Here is a 13,376-nt window from a genome sequence, read left to right as displayed (position 1 = left end):
TTCGCCGACCGGTGTTCAGCCGCCCAGTTCCTGGTGGCGGGTCGCGAGCCGGGCCGCGCCCGGCTCCGTGAGGGAGCCGAACAGGCGCACCCGGGAGATGCCGCCGTCGGGATAGATGTCCACGCGCGCGTGCGTGGCGAGCGCGGGGGCCGGGAGGACGAAGCGGTGGTTCGTGTCGGGCTGGAGGCGGGTGCGCGGCAGGATCTCGGTCCAGCCGCCGTCCGCACCGCTCCCCTCGTCCGCACCGCTCCCCCCGTCCGCGCCGCCCCCGTCGACGCCGTTGTTCCGTACCGCGACCGACGCCCAGCCCGCGCTGTTGCCTTTCAGGTACGCCGTGTCGATCTCCAGCGCTCGGATCAGGGACTGGGCGGCCAGTCGGTACCGGATCCAGTCGTTGCCCCGGTCGCGCCGTCGGCGGGTCTCCCAGCCGTCGTCCATCCTCTGGGAGCGGCCCGGCCGGATGGTGTTCGTGGCCGGCGAGTAGAAGAGGTCGGAGGCGTCCTCGACCCGGCCGCCGTTCTCCAGGGCCACGACGTCGAAGGTGCCGAGGGCCGTCAGCCACCGGGGGTCGGGGACCACCTCGCCGTGGACGCGCAGGCGGGCGATGCCGCCGTCAGGGTGCTGGTTGATCCGCAGGTGGGTGAAGCGCTGTTCGGCGGAGACGGCGAACCCGTTCTCCGCGTGCCCGCCGACCGGCGTGCGCGCGACCAGCGTCGTCCACTTGACGTTCTCCGACAGCAGCTCCTCCGGAGAGGGGGAGCCGGCCACCGAGGCGCCCTCGACCGAGACGGCCTGCGGGTGGTTGCCACGGAAGTGGGCGGTGTCGACGACGATCCCGCGGATCACGCCCGGAGCGCCGAGCCGGACCAGGGCCCAGTCGTGGTCCTCCGGCGCCGGCCAGGGGTGCTCGGCCGACCCGCCGCGCCGTCTGCGGGTCTCCCAGCCGTCCATGATCTTGCCCTTGTGTCCGAAGCGCTCGGGGTCGAACTCGGCCCGCCCGGGCAGCAGCAGGTTCTCCCGCTGGGCGAAGAACTCGTCGTTGGCGGCGATCACACCGGCGCCGAGCCGCCGGTCGGCGAGGTCGGCGTACCGGGTGAAGGGCAGGTCGGCGGTGCGGTGGTCCGCGTAGGGGTCACCACCGCCGTAGGGGTTCGCGTCGCCGGTGAAGGAGGGGATGGCCGTCACGGTGATCAGGTCTGCCTTTCGGGAGTCGGCCGCCGCGGCTGCGGGACGGGCGGGGCGGGTTTCCCTGGTCCGGGCCGGTGGAGGAACGGAGGAGGAAGTGCGGTCGGGCAGTTGGGGCTTCGGGTTGTGAATCACGTTCTACGGATGAGGAGTTGGCCCCGCGGTTCCGTGAACTCGCCGCCGTGGAATACTCGTTCGCCGCGCAGCCAGGTGGACTTCACGACTCCGCTGAGCGTCTTGCCCGCGTACGCCGTGACGCGGTTGCGGTGCTGGAGGGCCGCCGGGTCCACGGTGAAGGTCTCGTCCGGCGCGAGGACGGCGAAGTCGGCGTCCCGGCCCGCCTCGATGGCGCCCTTCCGGTCGTCGAGACCGACGAGCCGTGCCGTCCGGGCCGACATCCAGCGGACCACGTCCTCCAGGCCGTGCCCGCGCCCGCGCGCCTCGGTCCACACGGCGGCCAGGCTGAGCTGGAGGCCGGATATGCCGCCCCAGGCGGTGGCGAAGTCGTCGGTCTTCAGGTCGGCGGTGGACGGCGAGTGGTCGGTGACCACGCAGTCGATGGTGCCGTCGGCGAGCGCCTGCCAGAGCAGGTCCTGGTTGGCGGACTCGCGGATGGGCGGACAGCACTTGAACTCGCTCGCCCCGTCCGGGACTTCCTCCGCCGTGAGGGTCAGGTAGTGGGGGCAGGTCTCCACCGTGACGCGGACGCCGTCGGCCTTGGCCGCGGCGATCAGCGGCAGCGCGTCGGCGGAGGAGAGGTGCAGGACGTGCACGCGGGCGTCGAGCCGTCGGGCCTGCTCGATCAGCCCGGCGATGGCCGTGTTCTCGGCGTCCCGGGGGCGGCTGGCGAGGAAGTGGGCGTACTGGGGGCCGCCCCGGCGCGGGGCCGCGTCGAGGTGGTGCGGGTCCTCCGCGTGCACGATGAGCAGACCGTCGAAGGCGGTGATCTCGGCCAGCGCGCGGGCGAGTTGGTCCTGGTCGAGGTGCGGGAACTCGTCGACTCCGGAGGGTGACAGGAAGGCCTTGAAGCCGAAGACCCCGGCGTCGTGCAGCGGACGCAGGTCCTTGACGTTGTCGGGCAGGGCGCCGCCCCAGAAGCCGACGTCGATGTGCGCCTTGGCCGCGGCCACCTCCCGCTTGGTGCGGAGGTGGCCGGCCGTGGTGGTCGGCGGGAGGGAGTTGAGGGGCATGTCGACGAGGGTGGTGATCCCGCCGGCCGCGGCGGCGCGGGTGGCGGTCCAGAAGCCCTCCCACTCGGTGCGGCCGGGGTCGTTGACGTGCACGTGGGTGTCGACCAGGCCGGGCAGCAGGACGTCGTCGCCGAAGTCCTCGAACCGGGCCCCCGCCGGCACCTCCGTGTCGTGCGGCAGTACGGCCGTGATCCTGCCCCCGGAGACCGCGACCGCCGCGGCCCGGCTGCCCTCGGGGGTGACGACCCGCGTGGAGCGCACCACCAGTTCAGCGTCCAACACCCGGACCCCTCTCTTCGCCGCCGTTGACTTCCGGGAAACGGGATTTACTTCCGCGTAACGAAATTCAACGTTCTGTTGAAGGAGTCTTCACTCCCGCCTCCGCGCCGTCAAGGGTGGCCTTCCCTCCCGCGAATCCCCACGCGCCCGCGCGGCGCCGCCACGGAGCGCGACCAGGATTCCGGAGAGCGGAACGTGGATACGGCCAGGCGGGCGGTCAACCGGCCGCCCGGTAGGCTTCAGCCCTTCCCGCCAGTGCCGAAAGGAACGCGCCGTGCCGCCCTCCAGCGCCAGCACCACCGACTCCGCCAAGTCTTCAAGCGGCGGGGTCCAGTCCCTTGAGCGCGCCTTCGACCTGCTGGAGCGCATGGCCGACGCGGGCGGCGAGGTGGGGTTGAGCGAGCTGTCCGCGAGCAGCGGGCTGCCGCTGCCCACCATCCACCGGCTGATGCGCACGCTCGTGGTCTGCGGTTACGTACGCCAGCAGAGCAACCGCCGGTACGCCCTCGGCCCGCGGCTGATCCGCCTCGGCGAGTCCGCGTCCCGGCTGCTCGGCACCTGGGCACGGCCCTACCTCGCCCGGCTGGTCGAGGAGACCGGCGAGACGGCGAACATGGCGTTGCTCGACGGCGACGAGATCGTGTACGTCGCGCAGGTGCCGTCGAAGCACTCGATGCGGATGTTCACCGAGGTCGGACGGCGGGTCCTGCCGCACTCGACGGGCGTCGGCAAGGCGCTGCTCGCCGGTGTGCCGGACGCCGAGGTGCGCGCCCTGCTGGCCCGCACCGGCATGGCCGCCGCGACCGAGAAGACGATCACCACGCCGGAGGGGTTCCTCGCGGCGCTGGAGGACGTGCGCCGGCTGGGGTACGCGATCGACGACAACGAGCAGGAGATCGGTGTCCGCTGCCTAGCGGTCTCCGTGCCCGGCTCCCCCACCGCCGCGGCGATCTCGATCTCCGGTCCGGCGGGCCGGGTCACCGAGGCGGCGACGGAGCGGATCGTGCCGGTGCTCCGGCAGGTGGCGGTGGAGCTGTCCCAGGCGCTGGCCGCCTCGGGCGGCACCGGCGCCTGACCTCGCGGCCGGCCGTCCGCAACTCCGCTCAGCGGCGCGGTGGTTCGCCGAACAGGTCCACCGCGTCGCGGACCTCCCGCAGCCCGCGCGCGAGGGCGCTCACCGAGCCGATCGCACCGGCGAGCACGAGTAACGAGCCGCGCAGCCGGGGGACTTCGGGGATGCCGTCGATCGCCATCGCGGCGAGCGCGGTGAGTTCGTCCTCGGCGATGCCCCGGTCGGGGAACTCCGCCGGATGCGCGGCGAGTTGACGGCGCAGCCGGGAGACCGCGGTCCGCAGTCCCGCCACTCTGGGATCCAAGTCGCTGCCGGTCACTGGTCTCTGCCTCAAGCTCCGCAACACAGCTCTCCCCCTCGCACGCCGGTGTGCGCCCAGTCCGTGCTTCCGCCACCTCACACCCCCGGGACACTGGTCGGGCGCCGGGGGACGCGGGCAAGTAAACGCCACCCGGTGCGGGGTGCGCCACACCATGGACCGAATCAAGTCCGATGATTGCGCCCGGCGGCGCCCCGGGGAACGGTGTCGGGTATGCAGGACACATGACGGACCACGAAGATCCCGGCGACGACGCTCCGAGCGGTGCGCACCCGAGCGGGGTGGACCCCTGTGACGCGGGCCCCAGGGAGGCGTTCCCGGTGGCCGGGCTGCTGCTCGCGGCGGGCGGCGGGCGGCGGCTGGGCGGCCGGCCCAAGGCCCTGCTCACCCATCGGGGGCGCCCCCTGGTGGAGCACACGGCCGGGGAGCTGCTCGCGGCCGGCTGCGCGCGCGTCCACGTGGTGCTCGGGGCGCGCGCCGACACCGTACGGGAACGGGCCGAGCTGGCGGGGTGTGCGCTCGTGGAGAACCCGGAGTGGGAGCGGGGCATGGGGTCCTCGCTGCGCGCCGGGCTGGACTCGCTCGCCGGGACGGGGGCGCGGGCCGCGCTGGTCTCACTGGTGGACCAGCCCGGGATCGGCGCGGCGGCGATGGCGCGGGTGCTGGCCGCCTGCCGGGGCGAGGAGTCGCTGGCATCGGCCGCCTACGACGGCGTACGCGGGCACCCCGTGCTGTTCGGGTCCGCGCACTGGGCCGGGATCGCGGAGAGCGCGACCGGCGACCGGGGGGCGCGCGCCTACCTCCGGGCGCACGCCCAGTCGGTCACGCTGGTCGAGTGCGGGGACGTGGCACGGCCCTACGACATCGACACGGAGGACGATCTGGTCCACCTCGAGTGAGCGGTCCGGCGCGGCTTCGCCCCGCACCCGCAGCGTCTCGACAGCAGGAGACCGACTCAGCCGAGCGACTCGGCTGACCGGCTCAACAGACCATTGAACTTCCACCATGAGGAAACTAGTCTCCACGGATCAGAAGCGCCCTGAACGATGACGGGGTGTTTCCCGCCCCGCCCGGGTCGCCCGGCACCCGGTGCCACGCTCGCTGAAAGGAAGTGACAGCTCATGTCCGCACCAGCGCCGTCCCCGCCGGCCGTCGTCGACGCCGAACCCCTGCCCCGGCAGGAAGAGGTCCTCACCGAGGCGGCCCTCGCCTTCGTGGCCGAGCTGCACCGCCGCTTCACGCCCCGCCGGGCCGGGCTCCTCGCCCGCCGGGCCGAGCGGCGCGCCGAGATCGCCCGCACCTCCACCCTCGACTTCCTCCCGGAGACCGCCGCGATCCGCGCGGACGACTCCTGGAGGGTCGCCCCCTCCCCCGCCGCCCTGGACGACCGGCGGGTCGAGATCACCGGCCCCACCGACCGCAAGATGACGATCAACGCCCTCAACTCCGGTGCCCGGGTGTGGCTCGCGGACTTCGAGGACGCCTCCGCGCCGACCTGGGCGAACGTCGTCCAGGGTCAGCTCAACCTGATCGACGCCTACACCCGGGCCATCGACTTCACCGACCCGGCGTCCGGCAAGTCGTACGCCCTGAAGGCCGAGAACGAGCTGGCGACCGTCGTCATGCGGCCGCGCGGCTGGCATCTGAACGAACGTCACCTGCTGGTGGACGGTGAGCAGGTCCCGGGCGCCTTCGTCGACTTCGGGCTGTACTTCTTCCACAACGCCCAGCGTCTGCTCGACCTCGGCAAGGGCCCGTACTTCTACCTCCCCAAGACCGAGTCGCACCTCGAAGCCCGCCTGTGGAACGACGTGTTCGTCTTCGCGCAGGACTACGTCGGCATCCCGCGGGGCACCGTCCGCGCCACCGTGCTGATCGAGACGATCACCGCCGCGTACGAGATGGAGGAGATCCTCTACGAACTGCGCGACCACGCCTCGGGGTTGAACGCCGGCCGCTGGGACTACCTGTTCTCCATCGTGAAGAACTTCCGTGACGGCGGGCCCCGGTTCGTCCTGCCGGACCGCAACCTGGTCACGATGACCGCCCCGTTCATGCGCGCGTACACCGAACTCCTCGTCCGCACCTGCCATCGGCGCGGAGCGCACGCGATCGGCGGCATGGCGGCGTTCATCCCGTCCCGGCGCGACGAGGAGGTCAACAGGGTCGCCTTCGAGAAGGTGAAGGCGGACAAGGACCGCGAGGCGAACGACGGGTTCGACGGATCGTGGGTGGCCCACCCGGACCTGGTGCCGATCGCCCTGGCCTCCTTCGACGCGGTGCTCGGCGACCGGCCGAACCAGAAGGACCGGCTGCGCGAGGACGTGGACGTCAAGGCCGCCGACCTGATCGCCGTCGACTCACTGCGCGCCAGGCCGACGTACGCGGGTCTCGTCAACGCCGTTCAGGTGGGCATCCGTTACATCGAGGCATGGCTGCGCGGCCTCGGCGCGGTCGCCATCTTCAACCTGATGGAGGACGCGGCCACCGCCGAGATCTCACGTTCGCAGATCTGGCAGTGGATCAACGCGGGTGTCGAGTTCGAGACCGGTGAGCGGGCCACTCCCGGACTCGTACGGACCATCGCCGCCGAGGAGTTGGCGAACGTCCGGGCCGAGATCGGCGCGGACGCCTTCGCCGCGGGCCACTGGCAGCAGGCCCACGACCTGCTTCTGGAAGTCGCGCTCGACGAGGACTACGCCGACTTCCTGACCGTTCCGGCGTACCAGCGGCTCAGGGGCTGACCTCCCGGCGGGCCCGGTCCGGCCCGATCCGGTCAGCCGAGGTGTACCGACCAGTCCTGCTGGGCCGCCGGTCTGCCGTGCAGGTCGGGGACGCGTTTGAGCCAGCTCGGCCGGTCGCGCTCCGTCCGTGCCGCGCGCCGGGCCTCCTCCGCGGCGAGCTCCTCCCGGCCGGGGAAGTCGGTGGGCAGCCAGGCGGCGGAGGCCCGCACGCGCGCGTGCAGGTAGGTGACGTAGGCCTCTCTGACCTCGTCGGGCGTGGCGAAGCCCGGTTCGCCCGCCAGCCAGGCGTCCGGCACCTCCGCGACGATTCCGCGCAGCAGCTCCCGCGTCACCCGGGGCGCGAGTCCGGCGTCGGCGGCCCGGGTGTCGGGGCCGTAGCGGCCGAGCGCGTGGTGGCGGAAGTCGTAGCTCCTGGCGGGGTCGGAGGCGTCCCAGCGGTGGTGGAAGACGAGGGCGGCGCCGTGGTCGATCAGCCACAGGCGCGGGGGCGCGACGCCGAGGGTCGGCCAGACCATCAGGTTGGAGCTGTGCACCGTACGGTCCACGTTCACGGTCAGGGCGTCGAGCCAGACGATCCGCCCGGCCTCCAGCGGGCCGACCGTGCATCGCTCGGCGACCTCCGGGGTGAAGTCGCGGGCGCCCGGCAGATGGTCCATGCCGAGGTTGAGCCCGGCGCTCGCGCCGTGCAGCTCGCGCACCTCCTGGTGCGGCTCGTCGTCCGCGATCGCCGGGTCGAAGTGGACGAGGACCAGCTCGGGGAAGCGCAGCCCGAGGGCGCGCGCGAGCTCTCCTACGATCACCTCGGCGACCAGCGCCTTGCGTCCCTGCGCGGAGCCGGTGAACTTGACCACGTAGGTGCCGAGGTCGTCGGCCTCCACGACGGCGGGCACGGAGCCGCCGGAGCGCAGGGGGGCGACGTAACGGGTCGCGGTGACCTCTCTCAGCACTTTCTCCGGCCACCTTCTTCTTCGGCCCGGCGTTCCACGGCCGACTCCGGGGGCGTCAGGGAGTGGCATCGCTCGTCATGAACTCTGCGGGGAGTGTGGGGAGTTGCGAATGTCATGCGGATCTCCCTGTCCCCCCAGCAGTCCGTCAGTCGGAGTCCGGCCTTCGTTCCTTCCGGACTCCGGCATGAAGTGAGCATAGTAACCGAGGGTGACCGCCGGCGAGGAGTGTCCGAGCCACCGCACCACGGTCACGGCGGACGGGCCTGCGGCCGGGTCAGGGAAGCAGGACGAGGAGGACCGCTGCTCCTGTGCCGGCGACGACGAAGTAGGGCGCGTTGACGAGTCCGTAGAGGAGAGGGCGGGCGAAGACAGGGTTGATCGCTATGTTGAACGCCATGGCCGTGAGGTAACCGGCACTCGTCAGGAGGCCGAACGCGACGGCGGTTCCGACCGTGTCGACACCGAGGGCGCTGAGAAGGATCGCACTGGTCAGGACGTTGGCCAGGGAACAGACCAGTGGACCGGCGATGAACAGCGGTGACGCCGGAGCGGGCGCGTCCGTGGCGCGGCCGACGGCCCTCGCATAGGGCTTGCTGACGACGACGGCGAACCAGACACCGCCGAGGAGTGCGAAGAGGGCGGTGCCCGCGAGCACACCCCACCAGTGGATGTGCGCGAATGCGTCGAGGATCATGTGCTGCTCCCTGGCTCGGTACCGACGTCCGTGCGGCCAGGACGAATGGGGTGGGCGCACGAGTGCGGGGCTCACGTGCCGCTGGGACGCGACGGCCCCGCACCGGTGCGGGCTGGGTCAGGCGGCGTGGGGGGCCTGGACGTCGAGGACCCAGGTGACGCCGAACCGGTCGGTGAGCATGCCGAAGCCAGGGGTCCACGCCGACGCGGCGAGGGGCTCGATGACGGTGCCGTCCTCGGCGAGGGCTTTCCAGTAACCGGTGATCTCGTCGAGGGTGTCGGCGCGAACGGACTGGAAGAACGTCCGGTCGGTGACCGTGGCACCGTTCTCCCGGTGCGTGGAGCCGGCCGTCACCGTGATGTCGGTGTCGTCCTGGCCGGGAATGTCGTAGGCCATGACGCGGAACCCGTCCTCGTTCTCGACCTGCCCGAACACGACCTTGTCAGCGCCGGGAGCCTCTTTCGGCATGCCGAGGTCGCCGTAGGTGGCGAGGACGGTCCGGCCGCCGAACACGGTCGCGTAGAACGCGAGCGCCTGGCGAGCGGTGCCGCGGAAGTTCAGGTGGGTGGTCGTCCTGATCGCCATGATCTTGCTCTTCTCCTCGATGGAACCGACCGGCGGGTGTGCCGTCCGGGACGAGCATCTCGACAGAAGAGGTCAGTGACGGTCCTCTACTCGGAGCACACTCGACTCATGATCGGAAGCACTTCACGGATGCTCGCCCTGCTCTCCCTCCTCCAGACGCGACGGGACTGGCCGGGGCAGGTCCTCGCGGAACGCCTGGACGTGAGCCCGCGCACGGTCCGCCGTGACGTGGACCGCCTGCGGGAACTCGGCTATCGGATCGGGTCGATGAAGGGACCCGACGGCGGGTACCGGCTTGAGGCCGGCTCCGAGCTGCCGCCGCTGCTGTTCGACGACGAACAGGCGGTCGCGATCGCGGTCGCGCTCCGGAGCGTGCCCTCCGTCGGGGTCGACATCGACGAGGCGGCGGCCCGCGCGCTGGCCACCGTCCGTCAGGTGATGCCGTCCAGGCTCCGTCACCGGGTCGACGGCATCCGCTTCACCGGAACCGAGCCCTCCTCCCGTGTCGATCCCTCGGTGCTGGAGACCGTCAGCGCCGCGGTCCGGGACCGGCACACGCTCCGATTCGACTACGGCGAGAGCGACGTCCCTCCACGGCGCGTACAGCCGCACGCGATCGTCGCTCGCAAGAGCCGGTGGTATCTGATCGCCTGGGACCTGGACCGGGACGACTGGCGCGTCTTCCGCCTGGACCGCATGGCGCCGCGCACCCCGACCGGCCCGGCCTTCACGTCCCGCACGCTTCCCGCAGCCGATGCGCGCTCCTTTCTCGCCGCCCGGTTCAAGGGATCGGAGAGCGAGGATCGCTGGCCCTGCGTGGGCGAGGTCGTCATCGAGCTTCCCGCGCGTGACATCACACCCTTCATCGGTGACGGTGAGGTCGAAGAGCTCACCGAGCGGTCCTGTCGCGTGACGATCGGGTCGTGGTCCTGGGGCGGTCTGCTCGCCCGCGTGCTCCGGTACGACGCCCCCTTCACCGTGGTGGGCCCGGACGCCCTGACCGAGGCCGCGGCGAAGCTCGTCGGCCGGGTCCGGGCCGCCGTCTCTCCGCCGGTGCCGGGAGACTGACCGTCGAGCAGGACGAACCTGAGCACGGCCACCTGGGGTGATCGCGGCGAGGAGTGCCCGGCCAACTCGGCACCGGTGTCTCACCGGACGTCTCGATGCCTGCCCGCCGGAAGTCGTCCAGGGTGGAGGTCTCCTCCAGCAGCCTGTCCAGGGCGGCCACGTAATCCGGACTCGCTCACCGGACCAGCGGGTTGGGCAGCGGCAGGTAGCGGGCGTCCGCTCCGTCGGCGCCGGTCCAGCGCAGCAGCAGGTTGGTCTTGCCGGGCACGGTCGGCGCCCGGAGCAGTTCGGCGGCTTCCGGGACCTGGTGCCGGGCCAGCTCGCGGCGTACGGCGGGCCACGGGTCGAGGGCCGGGTGGCGCTCGGCGAGAACCTCGGCGACCTCGACGAGATGGTTGACGACGAGGCAGTAGACGAGTCGTTCCCAGCCGGCGGCCCGGTCGACGTCGGTCAGCAGCTTCACGCCCTCCGCGTCCCGGTAGAGCGCCTGCGCGGGCATCCCGTCGGCGTCCACGGCGACCAGCGTGTTCTGCAGATGTGCTTCGAGTACGACGCCGTGGTCGGCGAAGGCGGTCAGCGCGGGCGGTACGACCTGGCGCAGGTACGCCTCCCACCAGGCCGCCGGGTCGGAGCCGCCGTCGAGCGGACTGCCCTCGAAGCCCTCGACGAGGGCCGCGGCGAGCAGCGGGGTCGTGCCGGGCAGGAGGTGCTCGCCGAAGCCGTCGCGGACGAGGACGGCGAGTTCCTCGAAGGCGAAGGCGGCGGTGCGGTAGCCCCGGTCGCTCAGCCAGGCCGCGGGGCCGCCCATCGCCGCGAAGGCGTCCGTGACGGCCGTGTCGGTGTGCCGGAGCTTCAGCAGGTCGTGGCGCCACAGCCGGCGGATGTCGTTGGTGATGCGTACGTCCAGGCTGAACTTGAGGAACAGGTCGTCGTCGGGGCTGTACACGGTGCGGATCGCGGCCGTGGGCCGTACCGGGGAGGCGGTGGTGCCGAGCCGGATCAGCCGCCCGTCCGCGAAGGCGTCCGCGAGGCCCGCGCCGACCAGGTCGAGCTGCCAGGGGTGGGCGGGGAGCAGCCGGTAGCCGGGCGGGGCCGCGCCCAGGGCGTCGAGCGCCGAGGTGTCCCCCTCCTCGACGACGGCGTCCTCCCGCACCCCGAGCAGCACCAGCGGGAAGCGGGCGTACGCCTCGGGCGCGTACGGCAGCCAGCCGGTGACGGGGCCACCGCCGCGGGCCTTGGGCGCGGGATGGTAAGGATGGCCGGTGATCAGGGACTGTTCGGAGCGCGTGTACGGGTCGCCGGGCGGTGTCGCGCGGGCCCGGGCGGCGAGCAGCGCGGCGACCGCGTCACGGCTGTCGGTCATCTCGGCGGGCAGTTCATGGTTGGGCAGGCCGGTGCGGCGGGCCAGTTCCTCGGCGACGACTTTCACGAGTTCGGGGTGGCCGGCCCGGTGCCAGCGGCCCGCCGCGTACACCTCGGGTTCGGCGGGCCGCCGGGTGCCGCGCACGCGCAGCAGTCGGCCCGTGCCGGGGAGCCGGTACAGCCGTCGGCCGTCGGTCGCGGGCAGCGGTTCGGCCACCTCGCGGATCAGGCAGTTGAGCAGCGGCGCGGCCGCGTACGCGTCGGCGCGCTCGGCCAGGTCGTGGTCCTGGGGTGTGAAGTCGGCGTGATCCATTCGTTCCCCCAGTCCGTGTGCCGCGATCGCGCCCAGTATGTCTGTCGTGGTCGGACGCCCTGGCCAGCTACCCGTTCCCCGAGGAGCCGAGCGTGGACCGATTCCCGTATTCCGAGGCCGAGGTCGCCACGGAGCTCGCCGCCGTACGGCCCGGCCTCCTGCCACGGTACGCGGCCGAGCTGCCCGGCGCCCGGGCCGCGGTCCTGACCCGGCTGTGGCGGGCGCTCGCCCACGAACCGCTGCCCTGGGTCACCCGCCGGGTGCGGGGGGCGCACAGTCTCGCCCTGTACCTCGCCGACGGCCGCGTGCTGCACGGGCCGCACGCCGATCCGTACGCGACCGGCGACCGGGTCACCGCCGTCCGCCTCGACCGGACGGCGTACGACGATCCGGCGCGGCTGACCGCGGCGCTCGGTGTCCCGCACGGCGGTGCCTTCGCCGCCGAACTGGAGCACAGCGTCGCCTCGTTGGCGCTGTCACGGTCCGATCAGCCGGAGCGGGCGGACGGTTGGCCGTCGCGCGACTGGGAGTGGGAGCAGCGGATCGTCGACGGGCACCCGTTCCACCCCAACTGCCGTTCCCGGCCCGGCTTCTCGGTGGCCGAGCAGCTCGCGTACGGGCCCGAGCACCGGCCCGTGGTGGCGCTGGGGTCGGTGCCGGTCGAGGCGGACGAGTCCCTCGTGACGGGGGTGTGGCCGGACGAACTGCGGGACGGGGCGCGGCTGTTGATCCCGGTGCATCCGTGGCAGGCGGCGCATGTGCTCAAGCGGGCGGGCGAGCGTCCGCTGGACGCGCATCCGCTGATGTCGCTGCGGACGCTCGCCCTGGTGGACGGACCGCATGTCAAGACCGCGCTGAGCGCCCGGCTGACCTCCTCGGTGCGGGACATCTCGGTCTACTCGATCGGGCTGTCGGCGACCCTCTCGTCGTTCGGCGAAGAACTGGCGGCGCGTTCGGAGGGGTTGCTGCACATCACCCGCACGCTGGGGGCGGCGACCGCGGGCTCCCCCCACCTCGCGGCCGTGGTGCGCGAGTCCCCGCAGACGTACGCCGACTCGGCGGCGGGCGAGCGGGTGCTGCCGGTGGCCGCGCTCGCCACCACCGGCCTGCCCGAAAAGCCGGGCTGGCTGGCCGGCTTCACCCGTCTCGCCCTCAGCGTCTGCCTGCGCCTGCTGGAGTCCGGCGTGGCCCTGGAGGCACACGGCCAGAATTTGCTCGTGGTGCTGGACCGCGACGGCCGCCCGCTGCGCCTGGTCTACCGCGATCTCGCCGACATCCGGGTCAGCCCGGCGCGGCTGGCCCGGCACGGGATCCCGGTGCCGGAGCTGACCGGACGGATCGTCACGGACGACGAAACCACCCTGCGGCGCAAGCTGTTCGGGTCCCTGGTCGGCGGGGCCCTCGCCGGGACGGCCGGTTCGGGGACCGCGCTGGGGGCGGCGCTGGCGGCGGTCGTAGGGGATCTGCCGCCTACGGCGGATCTGCCGGCGCTGCTCCAAGGGCCGCTGCCCGTCAAGGCGTTGACGCTGATGCGGCTCTCTCCGGAGCGGCCCGGGGACCAGTGGGCGGCGCTGCCCAACCCGCTCGTTTTGGAGCCCGGTCCCTCTGGTCAATAGGA

General features: G+C 72.6%; 12 protein-coding genes. 5 read left to right on the top strand and 7 right to left on the bottom strand.

Annotated elements, in window-relative coordinates:
• Positions 1 to 15 precede the first annotated feature (15 nt).
• Both alc and allB read right to left on the bottom strand, forming a co-directional pair.
• On the bottom strand, positions 16 to 1,185 hold the full coding sequence (gene alc / locus ABZT12_RS16375; RefSeq protein WP_356383821.1) for an allantoicase: 1,170 nt from the start codon (positions 1,183 to 1,185) through the stop codon (positions 16 to 18).
• A gap of 131 nt (positions 1,186 to 1,316) precedes the next feature.
• The gene (gene allB, locus ABZT12_RS16370) at positions 1,317 to 2,657 is read right to left on the bottom strand and encodes an allantoinase AllB (RefSeq protein WP_356383818.1); all 1,341 of its coding nucleotides are present in this window, start codon (positions 2,655 to 2,657) and stop codon (positions 1,317 to 1,319) included.
• 271 nt (positions 2,658 to 2,928) lie between these two features.
• On the opposite strand from allB, the gene ABZT12_RS16365 reads away from it, so the two are divergent.
• Positions 2,929 to 3,729 (top strand): IclR family transcriptional regulator, encoded by an 801-nt coding sequence (locus tag ABZT12_RS16365; protein WP_356383815.1) that lies wholly within the window; start codon positions 2,929 to 2,931, stop codon positions 3,727 to 3,729.
• A gap of 28 nt (positions 3,730 to 3,757) precedes the next feature.
• On the opposite strand, the gene ABZT12_RS16360 is transcribed toward ABZT12_RS16365, so the two are convergent.
• Positions 3,758 to 4,045, bottom strand: a complete 288-nt coding sequence (locus ABZT12_RS16360; protein ID WP_356383812.1) for a DUF5955 family protein — start codon at positions 4,043 to 4,045, stop codon at positions 3,758 to 3,760.
• Positions 4,046 to 4,269: 224 nt separating this feature from the next.
• Between ABZT12_RS16360 and ABZT12_RS16355 the strand changes: the two genes are divergently transcribed.
• Together ABZT12_RS16355 and aceB are read left to right on the top strand one after the other, a co-directional pair.
• Positions 4,270 to 4,944 (top strand): nucleotidyltransferase family protein, encoded by a 675-nt coding sequence (locus ABZT12_RS16355; protein WP_356383809.1) that lies wholly within the window; start codon positions 4,270 to 4,272, stop codon positions 4,942 to 4,944.
• 222 nt (positions 4,945 to 5,166) lie between these two features.
• Entirely contained in the window at positions 5,167 to 6,789 is a 1,623-nt protein-coding gene (gene aceB, locus ABZT12_RS16350; protein WP_356383806.1) for a malate synthase A, read from the top strand.
• Positions 6,790 to 6,821: 32 nt separating this feature from the next.
• Here the strand turns inward: aceB and ABZT12_RS16345 are convergent, their stop codons facing one another.
• The 3 genes from ABZT12_RS16345 to ABZT12_RS16335 form a co-directional block, all read right to left on the bottom strand.
• A complete protein-coding gene (locus ABZT12_RS16345; protein ID WP_356383803.1) occupies positions 6,822 to 7,736 on the bottom strand; it encodes a HipA family kinase in 915 nt (304 codons plus the stop codon).
• Positions 7,737 to 8,010: 274 nt separating this feature from the next.
• Positions 8,011 to 8,430, bottom strand: coding sequence for a DUF1761 domain-containing protein (locus ABZT12_RS16340; RefSeq protein WP_356383800.1), 420 nt, complete (start codon positions 8,428 to 8,430; stop codon positions 8,011 to 8,013).
• Positions 8,431 to 8,547: 117 nt separating this feature from the next.
• On the bottom strand, positions 8,548 to 9,015 hold the full coding sequence (locus ABZT12_RS16335) for a VOC family protein (RefSeq protein WP_356383797.1): 468 nt from the start codon (positions 9,013 to 9,015) through the stop codon (positions 8,548 to 8,550).
• Between the two features lie 108 nt (positions 9,016 to 9,123).
• Between ABZT12_RS16335 and ABZT12_RS16330 the strand changes: the two genes are divergently transcribed.
• Positions 9,124 to 10,083 carry a WYL domain-containing protein gene (locus ABZT12_RS16330; RefSeq protein ID WP_356383794.1) on the top strand — a complete coding sequence of 320 codons (960 nt, stop codon included), beginning with the start codon at positions 9,124 to 9,126 and terminating at the stop codon, positions 10,081 to 10,083.
• A gap of 175 nt (positions 10,084 to 10,258) precedes the next feature.
• On the opposite strand, the gene ABZT12_RS16325 is transcribed toward ABZT12_RS16330, so the two are convergent.
• Positions 10,259 to 11,758 carry an IucA/IucC family protein gene (locus ABZT12_RS16325; RefSeq protein WP_356383791.1) on the bottom strand — a complete coding sequence of 500 codons (1,500 nt, stop codon included), beginning with the start codon at positions 11,756 to 11,758 and terminating at the stop codon, positions 10,259 to 10,261.
• A 92-nt stretch (positions 11,759 to 11,850) separates the two neighbouring features.
• Between ABZT12_RS16325 and ABZT12_RS16320 the strand changes: the two genes are divergently transcribed.
• A complete protein-coding gene (locus tag ABZT12_RS16320; protein WP_356383788.1) occupies positions 11,851 to 13,374 on the top strand; it encodes an IucA/IucC family siderophore biosynthesis protein in 1,524 nt (507 codons plus the stop codon).
• The last annotated feature ends 2 nt before the right edge of the window (positions 13,375 to 13,376 follow it).

The sequence above is a fragment of the Streptomyces sp. NPDC005423 genome, assembly GCF_040606415.1.
Classification (GTDB): domain Bacteria; phylum Actinomycetota; class Actinomycetes; order Streptomycetales; family Streptomycetaceae; genus Streptomyces.
This window is presented reverse-complemented; position numbering and strand designations above follow the sequence as displayed.